15 protein-coding genes are annotated in these 19478 nt (G+C 49.7%); 7 read left to right on the forward strand and 8 right to left on the reverse strand.

Annotated features, from left to right (window positions below; all coding sequences use genetic code 11):
* Window positions 1-10: 10 nt before the first annotated feature.
* Window positions 11-850, reverse strand: coding sequence for a carboxylating nicotinate-nucleotide diphosphorylase (nadC, locus tag ACI955_RS01715; protein WP_415242004.1), 840 nt, complete (start codon window positions 848-850; stop codon window positions 11-13).
* 249 nt (window positions 851-1099) lie between these two features.
* Between nadC and ACI955_RS01720 the strand changes: the two genes are divergently transcribed.
* Window positions 1100-3451 (forward strand): DUF1631 domain-containing protein, encoded by a 2352-nt coding sequence (locus tag ACI955_RS01720; RefSeq protein ID WP_415242005.1) that lies wholly within the window; start codon window positions 1100-1102, stop codon window positions 3449-3451.
* A 102-nt stretch (window positions 3452-3553) separates the two neighbouring features.
* On the opposite strand, the gene ACI955_RS01725 is transcribed toward ACI955_RS01720, so the two are convergent.
* The 7 genes from ACI955_RS01725 to ACI955_RS01755 all read right to left on the reverse strand — a co-directional run bounded on the left by ACI955_RS01725 (window position 3554) and on the right by ACI955_RS01755 (window position 10680).
* Complete coding sequence (locus tag ACI955_RS01725) at window positions 3554-4105, reverse strand: hypothetical protein (RefSeq protein ID WP_415242006.1); 552 nt, start codon at window positions 4103-4105, stop codon at window positions 3554-3556.
* 14 nt (window positions 4106-4119) lie between these two features.
* Window positions 4120-6333: a molybdopterin cofactor-binding domain-containing protein gene (locus tag ACI955_RS01730; RefSeq protein WP_415242007.1), complete on the reverse strand. Its 2214-nt coding sequence runs from the start codon at window positions 6331-6333 to the stop codon at window positions 4120-4122.
* A gap of 11 nt (window positions 6334-6344) precedes the next feature.
* Window positions 6345-6803 carry a (2Fe-2S)-binding protein gene (locus tag ACI955_RS01735; RefSeq protein WP_415242008.1) on the reverse strand — a complete coding sequence of 153 codons (459 nt, stop codon included), beginning with the start codon at window positions 6801-6803 and terminating at the stop codon, window positions 6345-6347.
* 302 nt (window positions 6804-7105) lie between these two features.
* Window positions 7106-8095 (reverse strand): serine/threonine protein kinase, encoded by a 990-nt coding sequence (locus ACI955_RS01740; RefSeq protein ID WP_415242009.1) that lies wholly within the window; start codon window positions 8093-8095, stop codon window positions 7106-7108.
* On the reverse strand, window positions 8092-9189 hold the full coding sequence (modC, locus tag ACI955_RS01745; protein WP_415242010.1) for a molybdenum ABC transporter ATP-binding protein: 1098 nt from the start codon (window positions 9187-9189) through the stop codon (window positions 8092-8094). The genes ACI955_RS01740 and modC overlap by 4 nt, the downstream gene beginning before the upstream one ends.
* On the reverse strand, window positions 9186-9887 hold the full coding sequence (modB, locus tag ACI955_RS01750) for a molybdate ABC transporter permease subunit (RefSeq protein ID WP_415242011.1): 702 nt from the start codon (window positions 9885-9887) through the stop codon (window positions 9186-9188). Before modB ends, modC begins: the two co-directional genes overlap by 4 nt.
* Before the next feature lie 73 nt (window positions 9888-9960).
* Window positions 9961-10680 (reverse strand): double zinc ribbon domain-containing protein, encoded by a 720-nt coding sequence (locus ACI955_RS01755; protein ID WP_415242012.1) that lies wholly within the window; start codon window positions 10678-10680, stop codon window positions 9961-9963.
* A gap of 94 nt (window positions 10681-10774) precedes the next feature.
* On the opposite strand from ACI955_RS01755, the gene bioB reads away from it, so the two are divergent.
* The 6 genes from bioB to bioD all read left to right on the forward strand — a co-directional run bounded on the left by bioB (window position 10775) and on the right by bioD (window position 19201).
* Window positions 10775-11833 carry a biotin synthase BioB gene (gene bioB, locus ACI955_RS01760; RefSeq protein ID WP_415242013.1) on the forward strand — a complete coding sequence of 353 codons (1059 nt, stop codon included), beginning with the start codon at window positions 10775-10777 and terminating at the stop codon, window positions 11831-11833.
* 24 nt (window positions 11834-11857) lie between these two features.
* Window positions 11858-13045, forward strand: a complete 1188-nt coding sequence (bioF, locus tag ACI955_RS01765; protein WP_415242068.1) for an 8-amino-7-oxononanoate synthase — start codon at window positions 11858-11860, stop codon at window positions 13043-13045.
* Window positions 13042-14616: a malonyl-ACP O-methyltransferase BioC gene (gene bioC / locus ACI955_RS01770; protein ID WP_415242014.1), complete on the forward strand. Its 1575-nt coding sequence runs from the start codon at window positions 13042-13044 to the stop codon at window positions 14614-14616. Before bioF ends, bioC begins: the two co-directional genes overlap by 4 nt.
* A 543-nt stretch (window positions 14617-15159) precedes the next feature.
* The gene (locus tag ACI955_RS01775; RefSeq protein WP_415242015.1) at window positions 15160-16251 is read left to right on the forward strand and encodes a hypothetical protein; all 1092 of its coding nucleotides are present in this window, start codon (window positions 15160-15162) and stop codon (window positions 16249-16251) included.
* A gap of 114 nt (window positions 16252-16365) precedes the next feature.
* On the forward strand, window positions 16366-18483 hold the full coding sequence (locus ACI955_RS01780; RefSeq protein ID WP_415242016.1) for a YjbH domain-containing protein: 2118 nt from the start codon (window positions 16366-16368) through the stop codon (window positions 18481-18483).
* 28 nt (window positions 18484-18511) lie between these two features.
* Window positions 18512-19201 carry a dethiobiotin synthase gene (gene bioD / locus ACI955_RS01785; RefSeq protein ID WP_415242017.1) on the forward strand — a complete coding sequence of 230 codons (690 nt, stop codon included), beginning with the start codon at window positions 18512-18514 and terminating at the stop codon, window positions 19199-19201.
* Window positions 19202-19478: the final 277 nt, after the last annotated feature.

Below are 19478 nucleotides of genomic sequence, written 5' to 3' on the forward strand. Positions count from 1 at the left end.
ATATGGCGCTTTAAATAAAGCGCATAGACAGATCGATGGCTCGGGCATGTTTTGTCAGTGCGCCAATTGAAATAAAATCGACACCGGTTTCTGCGATCGCCGCTAATGTTTGGGTACTAACATTGCCGGAGGCTTCCAGCTTAGCGCGGCCTGAAGTGATGGCTACACCTTCACGCATATCGTCGAGACTAAAATTGTCGAGCATAATAATGTCAGCGTCGCTATTCAGTGCAATCTCTAGCTCAGTGAGACTCTCTACTTCAACTTCGACGGGTTTTAGTGGCGCAATATCCCTAGCGGCAGCAATTGCTGCGCCGATACCACCGCAGGCTGCAATGTGATTCTCCTTAATTAGAAAGGCGTCGTATAAGCCAATTCTGTGATTGTGACAGCCCCCGCAGCTTACCGCGTATTTTTGTGCTGTGCGCAATCCCGGTATGGTTTTTCGAGTATCCAACAACCTTACTTTGGTGTGAGAGACCAAATCTGAGTATTGCTTGCAGAGTGTGGCCGTACCTGACAGTAATTGCAGGAAATTTAAGGCGGTGCGTTCGCCGGTCAACAGAGAGCGCGCCGGGCCGTTTAACTCAAATAAAATGCTGTTGGCGGCAACATGGTCACCGTCCGCGATATGCCAGGTAATTGTGACCGAGTTATCAATCTGTTGAAAAACTTCATTGACCCAATTAACGCCGCAAATAACGGCGGCTTCGCGTGTAATAATACTTGCGGTCGCGGTCTGGTTGGCGGGGATAAGTTGGGCTGTAATGTCACCGCTACCGATATCCTCTGCAAGCGCGAAACGCACGGTCTCAGTAATGTCGCTCTGCAAAGCATCTGAAAATTGCATGGTATTTTTCCAAACCGATGGATTAATAAAACGGGCTGCCGTGTATTCTATCAGCACAAGCTTAAATGTGCGCCATTTGTGTTAGCTTGGCGGGTATCATAAGTAGTTGTAACAATGGCGGTGGAAAGACCTTTTAACGTATAACCATACCTCAGTTGGCACTTTCTATAGTCTGCGACGACTTATGCGTGAAGGTGTTGATAACCTTAGGTTTTACTCTTGTAATTTCATTTGAAAGAATAGCTTTTTATGACTGACCTCACGTCCAAGGTAGTGAAATTAAACGCTCGACGAGAATCGACTGTTGCTGCCGTCTCATTGCCCGATGCGTTGGCGGCAATACGTGATAAGGCTTGTGGTTTTTTACAAGGTCGCATGACGGTATTCCTTGATGAAGTTGATGACCGCTTGTTCGAGCTGGCTGACGATGCGAGTAATGCTCGCGAGCAGCACCTTTATTTTGATGCTATGCGTGAGATTAGAATTAATCGCGAGAGCATTGAAAAGGGTTTTTCCGAGGCGTTTATCACAGCTTTTGTCGCTATGGCGTCGGATAACTATGTGACGTCGTCTGTGGAGCGAGGTCAAGCCAAACTTAAATTATTGGAGTCAGAGGCACTTGAAGAGCTGATTGCACTTGAAGGCATGGCAAATAAAGCGGAGCGCCGGTTTCTCCACGAAGTTTGGATTTTATGTACCGCCTGGCAGCAGGTTGTTAGTGGCCCATTGCTTGCTGCAAAAGAATTACCGATGGGGCCTGCAAAGATTGCCTCCGCCTTAGGTGCAGTATGTCAATCACTAGATATTGATATTAAAGCTAAGCTAATTATTTTTAAGATTTTTGATGCAAAAGTGATTGCAAGCTTTGGGGAGCTATACCAGCAGCTGGTTCCGGTGCTGGCTGCTCAAGGTTTACCGCTGGAAACGCTTGAGAAAAAATCGGTGAGTTCTGCGCCTAGATCAAAGGATCATAGTGCTGAGTTATCAGCAGAACAGGAGCCGCAGATTGCGTCGCCGCAAAATTCACAGTCAGCGGAATTGGTCACGCATTTGTTTGATGCGATAGATACTTTGCTAGGAAAGGTTGGCGAGGCTGGTGGGTCGAAGACGTCGATGTCTAAGCCATCGTTCATGGTAGCGTTGCAGGAAATGCAACACGAGCAATTCGATCAATTCACTGTAAAAACCTCATCGGACGGTTCAGCGCAAACCGACTTTGATGTTATGGCGCAAAACTTAGTAGCGCGCTTGCAGCAGGTGAACTTGGTTGCTAATACCGATGTGTCCGCACTTTCTCGTCAGCGTGATCAAGATACCATTAATTTCGTCGGCGCCCTGTTTCAATTTATTCTGGATGGTGATGCTTTAGCCGAGTCGCTGAAGGGACTTATTGCCCGCTTGCAGATTCCGGTCTTAAAAATGGCAATGCTAGATAAGGGCCTTTTTAGTCATGATGAGCATCCGGCGCGCAAATTACTTAGTGCCCTAGTTAGCGCGGGTATTGGTTGGTCGCCTGTGGCTGCTGCAGAGCGGGATCCGCTGTATAAGAAAACCGAAGAAGTTGTGATGTGTATCTTGCGTGACTTTGGTGTAGATACTCAGGTCTTTGCCGACGCCTGCGATAACTTTTTATCCTTTAATGAGAAAGCCAAGCTGCGAGCGGAGTTGGTTGCGCGTAGAACGGTAGATGCCGAAGATGGCAAGGCGGCGGCTGAAAATGCGCGTATGCATATTGCAGCTATTTTAGAGCGAAAATTGGGTGGTGTTGATTGCCCGCCGGTGGTAACTAAAATATTGCAGCTGGGCTGGAGCAAGGTCTTATTTCTAAGTTATATCCAGCATGGTAAAGATAGCGAACGCTTTAACGACGATGCCGGTTTGATTGAGCGCTTACTTTGGAGCGTCATGCCCTCTGATGATGTGGGTCATCGAAACGAACTGATATCCACCTTGCCAGTGTTGGTTGAAACCTTGCGCTTGGGGTTTACACGCGTTTCATTAAATTCCTTCGAAACTGATCGCTGGTTTGAGCAGCTGGAGCGGCTGCATCTCGCCAAGCTCAGTCGGAAAGGTGGTCCTTCGCGGGATTCGCGCAAGGCGTCGCCGCGAGCTGCCGGGTTTGAAAGCCAAGATACTGCCGCGCCTGAGAGCGACTCCAGTTTTGATGAAACAGATTTGGCTAATTTGGATGCGTCGCTGGCTGAAACCCTCGATGGCGATGACGCGTGGCCTGCCTCCAAGGCCCATTCTGTGCCATTAGTGTCGCAGCTAGATGTCGAAAAAGCAGAGGAAAGTCATCAGCAAACGACTAACGAGCTGGCCAACCGGATACAAACCTTGCGGGTGGGTAATTGGGTTGATTTTCGTCAGGACGATGGGCGTATTCTACGCTGTCGTTTAGCTGCCGTTATCAATGGCATTGGTAAATATATTTTTGTAAACCGCTCGGGGATTAAGGTCGCCGAGCTTAACCTCAATGAGCTAGAAGCGGCGCTTGTCGATCAATCCATAGCGCTCATTGATGATGATCGACTGTTTGATCGCGCATTGGAATCGGTAATTAGTAATTTGCGTGACATGAAAGACAAGCCTCTTAAATAAGCTTCCCGGTATTGAAAATCCATAGCAAATAAGCAGTGCAGCCGCGTTAACACGCGGCAAGCCTTTATCGATGCCGATAGACTGGTCCGAGAAAGGTCTGATTTAACAGGGCCCACCTGCATCGACCCATATTTTTAAAGCTTCTTCGAAGGCCTGCTGGCCAAGGGGCGGGGTAGTGCGATTACTGCCCGGCGTCCAGCCCCACAACACTAATTCGTCTTTGGTCATATGCTCGAATAAGTCCTCAAGGCTGCGATTGCCGTTTTTGCTGGTATCTTTAAGTGCCTGACAAAGTCCGGTTTCGTCCAGCCCCTCCCAGCCCATGCTTAACGGTGCTAAAGCCCAGTGGGGTGCGCCTGGGACTGCATCTTCTGCCACGTTTTCGTCTTGATGACAGGCGGAGCACTGCAGCGTTGGCGCACCATGGTTGTCAGCGCCCCTAACAACTAATTGATCATGTCGGCGGCGTTCATCACCCTGTCGTGGAAAGTCAGTGACAGTATGGCAATTCATGCACCTTGGGTGGCTTAAAACCTCGTAAAGCGGCTCGAATAATGTGGATTGTGCGAGTGCATTACCATTTGCTAGAGCCGCGGCAATGAAAACGGTTAGTGCTATCAGCCCGCGAGCGGTAGATGCAAAATTTAGTGTCATAGCCAACTCCCTGATTAGGCGATTATAAAATTACTGCGGGTGAGTGGCAGCTCGCGAATACGCTCACCAATGGCGCCATAAATGGCATTGGCAAGGGCGGGGCCTACGCAGGGAACGCCCAGTTCGCCCACGCCACCCGGTGGCATAGCGCTGTTGACTATCACGGTTTCAATAATAGGTGTTTGATGCATGCGCAGCACCGGATAGTCATCAAAATTACTTTGTTTAACGACACCGTCTTCCAGCAGTATTTCGCCGAATAAAATACTTGATAGCGCAAAAATAATTGCCGACTCAACTTGCGCTATGACTAAATCCGGGTTTATCGCAGTACCGCAATCTACCGCGCTAACGACGCGATGGACGGTAAGTTCTCGATTTGCCGAAACAGACACTTCAACGACCTGCGCAACAAAGCTCTTCCAGTGCCCCATCACGGCAATACCCTGACTGATACCGGCGGCGCTATAACCCCAGCCCGCTGCCTCGGCGACGGCATCTAGCACCGCGCGGTGGCGTGGTTTCTCAGAGAGTAAATCGCGGCGAAAGTTGTAGGGGTTTTTGCCCACTTTCATCGCTAGCTCATCTACAAAGGTTTCTTGTGCAAACACGTCTGAGAATTTATTGACTGAGCGCATCCACAGTGCTGGCATGGAGGAGTTGATGGTGAGATGGGCTTCCATCAGCACATTGTCTATTTTATAAGGCATACCGGTATCAAAATCAGTCAACTCCATTAGCGGAGGTAAGGTGAAATCCGCGAAGTTGTCGAGAAGGTTTTCACTATAAAGACTTGCGGTGACATCCTGGGTGACTACTCGATGGGTCCATGCACTGATATTATTGGTGCTGTCGATAGACGCGGACAACCTGATGGCGGCGGCTGGTCGGTAGAAGCCGCCTTTCATATCGTCTTCTCGTGTCCAAATGACTTTCACCGGTTGTTGTAATTGCTTGGCGACCGCACAGGCGTCGCGCACATAGTCGGCAAGAGGGTTACCTCTGCGGCCAAAGCCGCCGCCTGATGGCATGGCGTGAAACGTAATTTGCTCTGGCAGTAAACCCAAAACAAGCCCTGCAAACAATTTGTCTAGGGTTGGCGATTGAGTGCCAGTCCAAATTTCTGCGCTGCTGCCGTCATAGTCGACGACGACATTCAAAGGCTCCATGGCGGCGTGAGCCATAAAGGGAAAGTAATAGTCTGCGCTTATGGTCTCGCTAGCTAAGGTCTGCGCAAGTAGCACTAGTCCATCGGTTCTAATGGGTGCCCCGGGAATATTAAGTCTCAGCTCGTAGTCACTGCGTTGCATTTCGGAATCAGTGCGGCCGGCCAGCAATTCGTTCCATTGCACAGTGAGCGCCTTGCGGCCTTTATCCGCAGCCCAAAAATCATCAGCGACAACGGCGACGCCACCGGTAATGGTGTAAACACCTCGCACCCCCCTGACCGCAAGGGCGGCATTATCATCGACATTAAGGGCTTGGCTGTTGAATCTTGGTGGCCGGGCAATAACGGCGGTGAGCATATTGGGGATATCAATATCTATCGCGTACTGAAAGCTACCGTCGGTTTTATCGGCGGCGTCTAAGCGCTGTGGCGATGTGCCGATGATTCGATAGTTTGCCGGATCTTTTAATGGTGGATTGTCGGGAATGGCTTCTTCAGCCGCTGCGCTAGAGAGCTCACCGTAGCTTGCGCTGCGCGCGCCGATATCATCTATCACCTGACTCGCTTCAGTGCGGAGGGTGCTTGCTTCAACATTCCAGCGTTTTGCCGCCGCACTGATCAGCATTTGTCGAACGGCAGCGCCGACATTGCGTTGCTCTTCAAAATAGCCACGAACAGCTGAGCTTGCGAGAGTGAATTGAACCAGGTTTTGGAAGTATGGATTGTTAAAATTGGCGGCTACTGGTGATAATTCTGATGTCACATGACTCCAGTCGGCGTCAAGTTCTTCAGCGACAATCATTGGAATGGCGGTGAGGGCACCTTGGCCGATCTCTGCCGCGCCGACGAGGATTGTTATTTTGTTGTCGGTACTGATCCGCATAAACTCGCCAACTTGGAAGGCATCTGCAGGCGTCGTTGCTGGGCCGTCGTCGTCATTTGGCCTGGTGGGAGCATTGCCGCCGGATGAGCCGCCGCCACACGCTACCAGTAAGCCGCCGCCAGCAAGAACGCTAACGCGGATAAAATCTCGGCGCGATACGTTTTTCAAATTAGTCATTGCTACAACCCCTATAGCTGCTCAGTGGCGATTTTATGGATGGCTTGGCGTATCCGCGGATAAGTGCCGCAGCGACAGATATTGCCAGACATGGCTTTATCAATGTCTTGATCACTGGGTGAGCTGTTGTTTTTTAATAGTGCCGTTGCCGCCATAATCTGCCCTGACTGACAGTAGCCACACTGGGGGACATTGAGCTCTTGCCAGGCATCTTGCACTAGGCTGCCGATGTTCTCATTGCGGATGTCTTCAACGGTGCGAACCTGCTTGTCGCCAACAGCGCTTATCGGCATCACACAGGAGCGTGTAGGCTGGCCGTCAATGTGCACTGTGCATGCGCCACATAGGGCTTGGCCACAGCCGTATTTGGTGCCGGTAAGTTTTAGGTTTTCTCTTAATACCCAAAGTAGGGGTTTGTCTTCACTGGTATCGACGGTGTGAGCAACACCGTTTACGCGGATAGTAAACATTTGGGCTCCTGCGCCCCTGTGCAAAGGACGGTCTTAATATTAATTGTTATGATTTCAGGTCTGAACCCTAAGATAAATCTAGTGCTGGCGTACTTATATTGTACTCAGGGATCCGAAAAGTGGTCTGGATATTTATTATAACTATTAGTGTAGTAGATGAAATAGGCAAGACTAACATCAAGTGTTGTCCGCGAATTTTGAAAATATATCGAAACCGTGCGTATAAATGCTGGGGCTAGATCAGGGCTGCGTAAAAGTGCGCATTCTCGACTGTCTAGCCGGTTTTTAGGCAAATTTAACGCTTAGTAGGGCATGCGCAAGGCGGGTTCTTGCATCAACGACAGCTGCTCTCTTAATTGGAGAATGTGTTCGCCCCAGTAGCGTTCGGTATTAAACCAAGGGAAGGCTTTGGGAAAGGCAGGGTCTTCCCAGCGCCGTGCTAGCCATGCAGCGTGATGCATAATTCGCAAGCTTCGCAGTGCCTCGATGAGCCCTAATTCTCGGGGATTAAAGTCGTAAAACTCTTGATAGCCTTCCACTAATTCCATGATGGCGCGTTGCTGAGCGTCTTGTTCGCCGGACAGAAACATCCATAAATCTTGAATAGCCGGCGCCATGCGGCTATCGTCAAAGTCCACCAACCATGTCTCGTCGCTGCGCGACAAAATATTGCCGACATGCCCGTCGCCGTGGGTGCGAATATACGTGGGGGCGATGTCTTTAAAGCGCTGCCGCACAAGAACTAAGAGATCCTCGCTAGTTGTTGCATAGGATTCTCGCAGACTGTCAGGAATCACACCGAGCAATATATCGTGACGGCTTTCGTCGCCAAAACCGATGACATCGAGCTTGGGGCGAACCTGGAATGTTGTGCTTGCGCCCACTAAGTGTAAGCGACCAAACAGGCGGCCTAGTTGGAAGAGATTGTCCATGTCATCCAATGCCGGCGCGTGGCCGCCACGTCGTGGGTACAGGGCAAAGCGATACCCTTCAAAATGAAATAGGCTATCACCGGCGGTGTTTTGCCAAGGTGGAATAACGGGGATGTCGGTATCGGCTAGCTGCTGTGTAAAGCGATGTTCTTCTAATATCTGTTCGTCGCTCCAGCGCTCGGGTCGATAGAATTTCACCACGATGGGTTCTTTCTCTTCTAAGCCAAATTGATACACCCGATTTTCATAGCTATTAAGCGCAAATACGCGCAAATCGCTGACATAGCCGAGGCTTTCAACGGCGTCGATGACGCGATCGGGATTGAGATTGGTGAAATCGATCTGTTCTAGCGTGCTCATATTGTAGGCCCGTATTCATTGATTAAGGCGACAGTTTTAATCTGCGCAAATATGCGTTGGCCTTCTTGAAGTTGCAGGCGATCACAGGATTTACGGGTGATGTGCGCCAGCACATATTGCTCGTTTAGCTTCAAACGAATGGTGAGCTGGGGGCTTAAAGACGCTGGCGAATGGTGTTCTATAGCGTCAATAGTGCACGGCATAATATTCATTATGCTGCTTTTCTGAGGTGCTTCTAAGCTAATACTAACGTCCCTTGCGGCCACAAATAGGCGCAGTGCTTGGCCTTTTGGGGCGCTAATTTGCTTGATGGTGAGCTGGTGATCATTATCCAGCGCTATTGTACTGAGCTGGTAATCTACATCGTGCTCAACTAGCTGTGCGCTAAGCACTGCCCCTGCGCCCTGCTGGTGACTGAGGGGGAGGTCTAGTCGAGTGCTTAGGCTGATCAGATCGCCTTCGGCAATGAGCTGGCCGTTTTCTAATAAAACAACGTGATCGGCCAGGCGGCTAATTTCATGAAAACTATGACTGACATACAAAACCGGAATGGCTAAGTGTTTGGGTAACGATTGCAGCACATCAAGCATTTGCTCTCTAGCACTGTCGTGCAGGCCCGCTAGCGGTTCATCCATCAGCAGTATTTGGGGGTGGCGAAGCAGTGCGCGGGCGATGGCAACACGTTTGCGTTCGCCGCCAGAGAGCTTAGTGATGGTGCGATTTAGCAGTGGCGTAATTTGTAGCCATTCACACACTTGCGCAGTTGAGGGTCCGGCGCTATTAAATTGCCGTTTGCGAGCATACTCAAGGTTACCCGCTACGGTGAGGTGCGGAAATAATTGCGCGTCTTGAAAAACAAGCCCAATGCCGCGCTTTTCTGGTTTTAGGGTCCGATGCTCCGTTTGCCAGTCTTGCCCTGCAAATTGAACCATGCCTTGAGGGGCGATATCTAAACCGGCGATGCAGCGAAGTAGGCTTGTCTTACCGCTGCCGCTGGGCCCGCAAATTGCAGTAACCCCCGAGCTTGGCAATGCCATATCAATATCGAGACTGAAGTCGCCGAGTTGCTTGTGTAGAGATAGCAGAAGACTCATTTAGCGGTCTCACTGCTTTGTACTGGGGATGTGACCACACGGTAACCATTTACCAAATATACGAAACTGAGGATCAGGACAGAGAAAGCGATAAGTCCGCCGGCCAACCAGTGCGCAGTGTTGTATTGCAAAGACTCCACCCGCTCATAAAGTGCGATGGAAAGTACCTGAGTCTCGCCTGGTATATTGCCGCCAATCATCAAGACCACCCCGAATTCACCGACGGTGTGAGCAAAACCGAGGGTGCTGGCGACTAAGAAATTGCTGCGGCACAGCGGTAAAATGACACTAAAGAAACGATCGATGGGGCCCGCTCCTAGGGTGGCAGAGGTTTCTAACAATGGTTTGGAAAGTTGCTGAAAGCCACTTTGCAGGGGCTGCACAACAAAGGGCAGGGAATAAATTACCGAGGCAATGACCAGTGCGCTAAAGCTAAAAGCCAGCGAGCCACCGGTTAATAGTTGCCAGAATTGGGCGATGGCCGAGTTAGGTGCAAAGGCAATAAGTAAGTAAAAACCTAAAACGGTGGGTGGTAGTACCAAAGGTAGGGCGATGATTGCTTCTAATACCGGTTTAATACGAACGCGGGTATGCGCTAGCCACCAAGCCAGTGGCGTCCCAATGACTAATAAAATAAGCGTTGTTAAGCCAGCTAGTTTGAGGGTTAAGGCAATGGCGAGCCAGTCGTTATGGCTCATGTGAATGTCTGCAATGTGGATTGGAGAGAGGCTTGTTTGGGCATTTACTTCTCCTCCTTTATCATTGCTTGCCTTAAGGTGTGCGTGCCAAACACCAAATATCAATGCGGGCAGCGCCGTTGCGCGCCAGTATAGCGGCCATGGTATTAGCTGTCGCGGTTGTTGTAAGCACATCGTCTATCACGGCGAGATGTTTGCCGTTGACGTTATGATGCTTTGAAAATGCAAATGCATGTTGCAAATTTTTACGTCTAGCGGCGGCGCTTAAACCCTGTTGTGAACGGGTTGCGTGGGGGTGGCTGACGGCGTGATATATCGGTATGTCTAACGCCGCACTAAGATCCTTGGCGATCAGTGAAGATTGATTAAACCCGCGCAGTAGGCGCCGTCGCCAGTGGACTGGAACGGGTATTAGAGCGTCAGGAAGGGTATCGATTTGAGCTTGGCAGTGGCTTAGCCATAGTTTGCTGAGCACCGCGCCATACTTAAGCTTCTTTTGATGTTTAAAGCCTGCAATTAGGCGGTCAACAGGGAAGTCATAGCGGAGCGGGCAAATGCAGTGTTGAAAAGCCGGGGGGTTACGGAGGCATTTACCGCAGCGTGTGTATTGATGATTCTCCGCTAAGGGCAGTGCACAACATTCACAGCGACTACCCAGCCACGGCAGCTCATTTTCGCAGCTCTGGCATAGATCTATATGCCGCAGGCTGGGGCTTTGGCACAGAATGCAGCGCCCAGGAATAAGCTGATAGATGAGTTTTTTAATATCGTTTTTCGGGGACCTGTTAACCATGAGCATCCTTGCTGGTTGACAGCTTGCTGTAAGCCTTTATTATTGCTGCTCTAAAAGTAAGCCAAATCAAACAAACTTCGTGTTGGACTTTATCATGACTACCGCCGCTTTAACGACAATTCGCACAGACTGGACCAGTGAAGAAGTTCAGGCTTTATTTGCTCAGCCATTTAATGATTTGTTGTTTCAAGCGCAGTCGGTACACCGCGCTAATTTTGATCCCAATGCGGTTCAGGTCAGCACCTTGCTGTCGATTAAAACCGGCGCATGCCCTGAAGATTGCAAGTATTGCCCACAGAGCAACCGCTATGACACTGGGCTTGAGAACGAAAAGTTAATGGCAGTCGAGAAAGTGCTGGCCGAAGCGGTTGCCGCTAAGGCGTCTGGTGCTACCCGGTTTTGCATGGGGGCAGCGTGGCGCTCACCGAAAAAGAAAGACATGCCATACGTTACCGCGATGGTGAGGGGCGTGAAAGAAATAGGCCTAGAAACCTGCATGACCTTGGGCATGTTAACGGGTGAGCAGGCATCAGAACTTGCCGAGTCGGGTTTGGATTATTACAACCACAACTTAGATACCTCACCAGAGTTTTACGGTGAAATTATTACCACACGTACCTACCAAGATAGATTGGGTACCCTGAGTAATGTCCGTGACGCCGGTATTAAAGTATGTAGCGGTGGCATTGTCGGCATGGGTGAATCGATCAAAGACCGCGCCGGCTTGTTATTGCAGTTGGCGAATTTGCCGGTGCAGCCGGAGAGTGTGCCGATTAACATGTTGGTGAAGGTGGAAGGCACGCCAATGGCTAATTTGGCCGATTTAGATCCCTTTGATTTTATTCGGACTATCGCGGTAGCGCGCATCATGATGCCGCAATCACATGTGCGCCTGTCTGCAGGCCGTGAGTCAATGAACGAGGAAATGCATGCGCTGGCCTATTTTGCGGGTGCCAACTCGATTTTCTATGGTGAAAAGCTATTAACAACGCCAAATCCAAAAGCCAATAAAGACTTGGAGTTGTTTGGCCGTTTAGGAATAAAGCCTGAAGAGCGTCATGTTGAACATAATGACGAGGCGGAAAGTGATGCCTTATTGGGCGCGGTTGAACAGGCGCAGAACGACCGTTTCTTTTACGACGCAACGGCATAGCGCTCATCGGGCTAGTTAATTATGATGATTGAGGCTCTGCAGCGCCGGCTTACAGAGCGCCATGAACAATCTCGCTATAGAAGACGGCGGGTGCTGGAAACAGCGCAGGGCCCGCGGGTTATTGTCGATGGGCGCGAATTTCTATTGTTCTGCAGTAACGACTATCTCGGCTTGGCCAATCACCCGCAGCTCGTGGCCGCGATGCAACATGCCGCTCAAACCTATGGTGTTGGCGGTGGCGCATCACATCTGGTTTGCGGCCACTCGGCGCTGCACCATCGCTTAGAAGAGCGACTGGCCGAAGTGACTGGGCGAGATCGCGCCCTGCTGTTTTCTACCGGCTATATGGCCAACCTAGGCACCGTTACTGCGTTGCTGGGTAAAGGCGATCATATTTTAGAAGATCGTTTAAATCATGCTTCGTTACTCGACGCGGGCATACTAAGCGGGGCGAAATTCCAGCGGTTTCATCACAATGATCTAGATGATCTTGAGCGCAGGCTAAAAAAATTGCCGGCTACCGGCCAGCGGTTGTTAGTGGTTGACGCGGTTTTCAGTATGGATGGCGATATCGCCCCCTTGCCTCAATTGGCGGCATTGGCCAAGAAATATGATGCCTATTTAATGGCAGATGATGCCCATGGTTTTGGCGTACTTGGTCGCGCCGGTGCAGGTTGTTGCGAGCTATTCGGTCTGGATCAGGATCAGCTGCCTGTACTGATGGGTACATTGGGTAAGGGCATAGGCAGTTTTGGGGCGTTTATTGCGGGCAGTGAGTTATTGATTGAGAGTTTGATTCAGTTTGCTCGGCCCTATATATATACCACTGCGATGCCGCCTGCTGTGGCAGCGGCGAGTTTGGCTAGTTTGGATTTACTTAGCTCCGAGTCTTGGCGTCGCGAGCATTTAACGGCGTTGATAAGCCGCTTCAAAGATGGTGCTGCGAAATTAGCCCTACCATTAATGGCGTCTAATACGGCGATTCAACCTTTATTAGTGGGTGATGAAGCACTCGCGATGACGATAAGTGCCGATCTAGAGGCCGAGGGTGTTCTTGTGTCTGCTATTCGTCCACCTACAGTTGCAGTTGGGCAATCTCGGCTGCGTATCACCATAACTGCTGGACACTCAGCGGCAGATGTAGACGTATTGCTTGCAGCCTTGCATAAGGTGCTTCCCCCAGCGTTGCGTGTTACGGCGCAGTTGCCATGACGCCGATTTATCGCGAGCGCCTTGCCGCCTCCCGCAGTGGCGCTGCTGAACTGGTATTGCTACACGGATGGGCGAGTGACGCTGAAATTTGGCGAAGTATCATTCCTGCCTTGCGCCAGCACTTTCATATTACTTTAATTGACCTGCCGGGCTGTGGTCGCAGTCCAGCCTGCAGCGATGGTGATACAGCGTCGGTGATTGAGCGGCTTTTGCCGGTGCTTCCTGATTCGGCGATTTACTGTGGGTGGTCGTTGGGTGGGATGTTTGCCACGGCGATAGCCGCAAAATATCCCGAACGCGTTCGCGCTTTAATTACGGTGGCGAGCAACGCGGTATTTGTTGCAGATGAGTATTGGCCCGCGGCAATGCCGCCGGCAGATTTCCATACCTTTGAGGCGGCGATTGAAAAGAACATAGTAAAGGGGTTGCGTCGCTTTCGGTCATTACAGCTTTTAGGCGATCAGCGTGCAGACTCGGTAGCCGCTATTTTGAATCGTCAGCCAATACCGGTGAATTCCTCGGCGCTTACTCAGGGGCTAAAGTATTTAAATACTTTAGATAACCGTGCAGCGCTGGGAGCAATTCGGTGTCCGATAATGCATGTGTTTGGCTCCGAGGATGCGCTTGTGCCGGTGGCTAGCGCCAAATTGTTTGCTGCGAGCTATGCCGGCCATAAATGCAGTGTCATGATGGGCTGCGGTCACATTCCCTTTTTGTCGTCGCCGCAAGAGTTTATTGACACAATCGTCGATTTCGTCAATTCATGGCAACTACTCGACGATGCCAAGCCCTACCATCTCGATAAGTCTGATATTGGCCGATCTTTCAGCAGGGCGGCGTCGAGCTATGATGGCGCCGCGCAGCTTCAGCGGCGTATTGCAGATAAATTAGTCGCACTCTTGCCAGTATCGCCAAGCGAAGCACTGCTGGATCTCGGCTGCGGCACCGGCTATAGCTTGCCAGCTCTGCGTCGATATATAGGTGGCGGAAAGTTGCTGGCGGCAGATCTTGCCCCTGGGATGTTGGCGTATGCGAAAGCGCGCTACACAGCTGTCGTTGACGGATGGCTGTGTGCGGACGCCGAAGATCTTCCCTTGGCCGATAGCAGTGTTAGCCAAATTTTCTCGAGCCTAGCGCTGCAGTGGTGTGAGAATTTGCCAGCCGTGTATGCGGAGATTGAGCGTGTATTAAAACCCGGCGGCTCGGCAGTTATTGCAACGCTGGGACCCGATACATTGTATGAATTACGTGAGTCATGGCGGCGGGTGGATGGATACGCGCATGTGAATCAATTTGCTCCGCAGTCGGAAATTTTTTTGGCTGTTAAAAACGCAGGACTAAAAGTTGATGAATGGCAGGAAGCCCGCGAGCTGATGGAATATGAGTGCTTGTCGGACTTAACCCGCGAACTGAAAAACATTGGCGCCCACAATGTAAATAGTGGTCGCCCTGGTGGCTTGACGAGTCGTGGGCGTATTAAAGCACTCACTGCCGCCTATGAGCAGTTCAGAGAGCCTGGCGGATGTTTACCTGCCACCTACCAAGCTTGGTATTTGCGCTGCACTAAGTAGAGCGAGCTTATAGCCTTTTACGCACTTTTTCTGCGCGCAGCTTACGGGTGCGTGTTGTTTTGGTGCGGATATATTGGCTTTACAGTAACGTAGATCCAAATTTTATTGCGTGTACGGTCTGTTTGCGGTGAGTTTCGCGCTGGGGGTGGATTAAAAAAGCTTATGGCGCATCTTTTGCTTCATGTAGCCTATATGGATGAGATTTTAATAAAAATGCCACTCAAAGTGGTTATGGTTTAGTGCATGTTCCGGAGCGTCTGTCTTGGAAATAGATTGTGTATATGGGCTATAAAGTAATTTCTTTTAGTGGATTTCGGTCTTAAAACGATTTCTGCAGTGCTTAATGTGCTCGTAATGTCGAGGTTGTGAAGTAGTGCTGCCTGTTGTAGTTGTGAATATTGCCGAGCAATGACAAAATATCTGGCGGCTTAGAGATTGAATGTTTGGCTAAGGTCTTTTAACCTTACGCCATTAAAGGGGTGGGCAGCGATTTGCTGCCAAAGCTGGCAATAATCTGTCTTGAGAATGGAAATGGAGTTTAATATGAATATGTTTAACAGCACGCGGCTTAAATTGCTTGCGGCAGGTGTTTTGTCAGCAGGTGTTATTGTTGGTTGTGGTTCTGACAAAAAAGCGGATGTACCTCAGTCAGTCATTGGTACCCTCACCGCAGCACAGGGTGCCTTGGGCGGTGCGACATGTGTGGTTAGAAGCGATGCTAATGTAATTTTGGGATCAGTTGTAACTAGCTTTTCTGGTATTGTTGATCTTGTTTTTGAGGACCTTGCTAGTAGTGATTTCCCCTTAATTGTTACTTGCACCGGTGGTAGTTATTTTGATGAGGCTAATCCAAACGCTCCATTGACGCAAAACAACGAACCCATTAGATCAATCATGCCTGATCTTGATACATACGAAAAGGTTGGCAGGAACTTGGCTGTTACACCGTTTACCGAATTGGCGGTCGCTCTGTACAAGAGCATCTCGCCGGTGAGCGATCAGGTTCTTGAGACTGCCATTAAATCGCTGACTGAAATTGCTAAGCTTCTTGTGCCTGGTTTAATCGAAAACGGCAACAGCCTAGATCTGTTAGCTGGTCCGACTCCAGTTACAGATGCGAATACAGATTTAAGTGGTGGAAGTCAGGCTGATATTTATGCGTTTTATTTAGCCGGTTTGGCGCAAATCGCTAAGGATAGAACCGAGGATCCGGCAAATCCGGTACCGACGACTCCTGCAGATTTAATGAAAGAGTTAGCTGATGCGATTACTAACGGTACTGCGATGCCAGCAGACGTGGTGAATAACTTATTCCCCAAAGCGCAGGCATACGCAAGTGGTAAAGGTTTTACCCTTACAGTTCAGACTGCTAACGAAAAAGGTAAGGGCGGCGTAGCTGAAAAACCTAAAGTTGGTGGTGGAACTGGTGGAACTGGTGGAACTGGTGGAACTGGTGGAACTGGTGGAACTGGTGGAACTGGTGGAACTGGTGGAACTGGTGGAACTGGTGGAACTGGTGGTACTGGTGGTACTGGTGGTACTGGTGGAACTGGTGGAACTGGTGGTACTGGTAGTACTGGTGGTACTGGTAGTACTGGCGTTGGTACTGGTGGCGCTGGCGCAGATGGCGGTTAATATTTGCCGGTAGTAAAGATAAGAAGGGCGGCTTTGCAGTCGCCCTTTTTTATGTGTTAGTGAATTATATTTAGCATAAGTTTCAAGGTCTGCTAAATGGTAAAGAGGTGTTCATTGAATAAGAATATAGCTGCTTTTATCTTGTGTTCTGCTGTGCCAGTTCTTGGTTATGCGCAGGGAAATATGAATATGCAGGGTATGAGCGGTTTGTTTAACGTTCCTGATGCCTCGGTTTTAGAATACGGAACGGCTACGGTTGCTTGGGATGCCCAGGTTGATGGCCGGTTCTCGCGTAATCGAAAATTAAACGATCAAGGGAACGATGTTAATATCGGTGCAGGGATTTTTCCGCATATTGAAATCACACCGAGAAATGTCACCGACAGATCTACAACTGATAGTTCTGATTTATCATTCAACGTCAAATTACAATTACCTTGGGAGCTGCTAAATGGAGTCTCTTTTGCCATTGGTGAGCAGGATTTTGGCGGTTCGATTAATGAATACGATACCAAATACGCAGTAACAACCTGGCAGTATGGCAAGTTCCGTTCAACCTTAGGTTTTGGTCAATATGATGGTCGCGCCGGTCAAACTCTGCGTTTAGATGGGGTTTTTGGTGGTGTTGAATACGCCGCAACAAATTGGCTGAGCGTGATACTAGAGGATGATGGTTACTCGCAAAATACCGGTGTTCGCTTGTCGACACCAGATTCGTTATTGCCGGCGGGTTGGAAGGCTTCGATGTTATGGATGCTGTCGGGCGAAGAGGGCGTCGATGGTCGAAATGATTGGTACGGTTTTAATGTAAAGATTCCACTGGGGCAAAAATATCAGCGTACTTTGCCAAAAGATCAGCCCCGAGTTACTTTGGCTGCGCGCTCTGTTGCTGTGGTTGAAGAGCAGTATGGCTTAGATCCAGAGCTCGAAAAAAATCCATTGCTGTATCCTCCGGATGCTAATATTACCGATCCCAATGTGCGCGCACGCATAGAGAACGAAGCTCAGCTAAAACGCGAGTTTATTGCGGCGAACTTAGAGAAAGTCCGTGTTCAACGCTACGGCCGCGAGTGGATTATTGCCTTTGAAAACCTCAGCTATAACAATAACGTGATAGACGGTCTGGCGGTTGCAATTGGTATGGCTGCTTCGATCTTGCCGGAGGGTGATCGATTTTATTTGCAGCTTGAAAAATACGGTATCCCCGTTTTTGGCCTTGGTGGTGAGGTTGGAGCTTGGGATGCGTTTATGAATGGCCGAGGTGGCTTGCCTGAGTCAGTGATGATTGCCGCGCCGACGAGTAAATTGCGTCGTCGCAGCGGCGTAAATATTGTTCAGTCTACCTTTGAGGATGTGAAGGAGTACTTAGCATTTCGCCCAACCGTAATGCTCAAACCTATTGTTTCATCGACCGTGGGCACAGAGTATGGCGTTTTTGATTACTCATTAGCGGCGCGAGCAGATGTTATTCTGCCTTTATGGCAGGGTGCAGCATTTAATATTTCAAGGAATTGGTCTGTTCACGAAACCGATGATTTCACCAAAGATGGTATTTTTGGTGGTGTCTTCAGGGCGCAACGGGTTACCGAGGGGGTAAAAGATCGCGTTATCAGTCAAACTTTCCGCTTGGGGCGCGGCTTTACTACCATGATTTCTTACGGTCGATTTTTCGAATTGAGTGATGGTGTATCCCTAGAGAGTCGCTGGGAGCCAGGTGATGGCCGGAATCGCTTCCGTATAATTCTTACCGACTTTGAAGACAAGCGTGATCCGAGTATTACCCGTAATGCCCGCTTAGCCTCATGGCGCTATTTCTTCCAGAGCACCAATAGCGAGATTAATGTGACCGCTGGCGAGTTTTATAACGAAGATTCAGGTTATAAAATTGACTTTACTCAGCATATTGGCGATACGCGTCTACATCTGATTTACAAGCAGTCAGAGGGTAATAATTTTGCTGGTATTGGATTTACCATACCGCTAACACCCCGTAAGGATGTTGGTCGCTTCGCAGGGGTGCAGATAACAGGTACCCCAAGCTGGCGCTATGATATTAATACTATAGTGGGAGAGCGAGGCAACCGCTTGGTGTTTGGCCCCAACGGTATTCCGACAGAGTTTTTCAATTTACGTAACGGCTATTTTAATGGTGACCGTTTGAGCCCGGCTTATATCCGCGCGAACCAAGAGCGTTTGCGCGAAGCCTGGCAGACCTTTGGTGTGGGAAAATAAATCTTTATAACAAGGGTCGAAGTATTTCATGTTGCATAGCCGACATTACTTTATTAGCGGTACCGATACGGATGTTGGCAAGACCCTAGTTGCTTGCGGTTTACTAAGAGCGGCGGCGTTACGAGGTTTGCGGACTCTTGCGATAAAGCCGGTTGCTGCTGGTGCAGAGCTAACAGAGAACGGCTTGCGCAATGAGGATGCCCTTATGTTGATGGCGGCGATGACTGAAGTGTTGCCGTATCAGCAGGTCAATCCCGTGTTGCTAGAGCCGGCTATTGCGCCCCATATAGCGGCGGAGAAAGTTGGTAAGCGGATAACGGTTTCTCAGCTGGCTGGCATCTGTCGCGGTGTGATGATGCAGCCGGCAGACCTTATTTTGATTGAGGGCGCCGGTGGTTGGCGGGTCCCCTTAAATCGCCATGAGTTGCTGTCGGGCTTAGCATCTGCGCTGCAAGCGCCGGTTATTCTTGTGGTCGGTATGAAGTTGGGTTGTATTAACCATGCCTTACTTACCGCAGAAGCCATCCGCTCGGATGGTCTACGTTTGGCTGGTTGGGTAGCAAACCAGATAGACCCCGATATGGCTTGTGTTGAAGAAAATCTTGCCACCTTAAATGCCATGCTAGATGCTCCGTGCATTGGTATTGTTCCTTATTTAGCCCGAGACGAGCGGGCCGCAGACACTGTGGCTGGGTGCATGGATATTTCTCTTTTATGATCGCGGTCATAATTCTCGGCTACTTTTCTGCCGCCGCACTACTATAATGTAATCATTACCCCCGTGACCTGCAGCTTTATTCCATGCGTTGCGCAGTCATTATTACTGCGCAGGCGCCTCGCATTGTTAAACAAGATTGCCTTATTCTCCTGCTGCCATACTCTGTTGTGGTGTAATTCTAAAGGCTTACGCTTAAATTTTAGTGATTTTGTCATTTTCCATTGCTTAGTAATCAAAACCAATTGGATTCTGATAGTGATGTTTGTGATGATTCAGG

Source organism: Zhongshania sp., from assembly GCF_047636175.1.
GTDB lineage: Bacteria > Pseudomonadota > Gammaproteobacteria > Pseudomonadales > Spongiibacteraceae > Spongiibacter.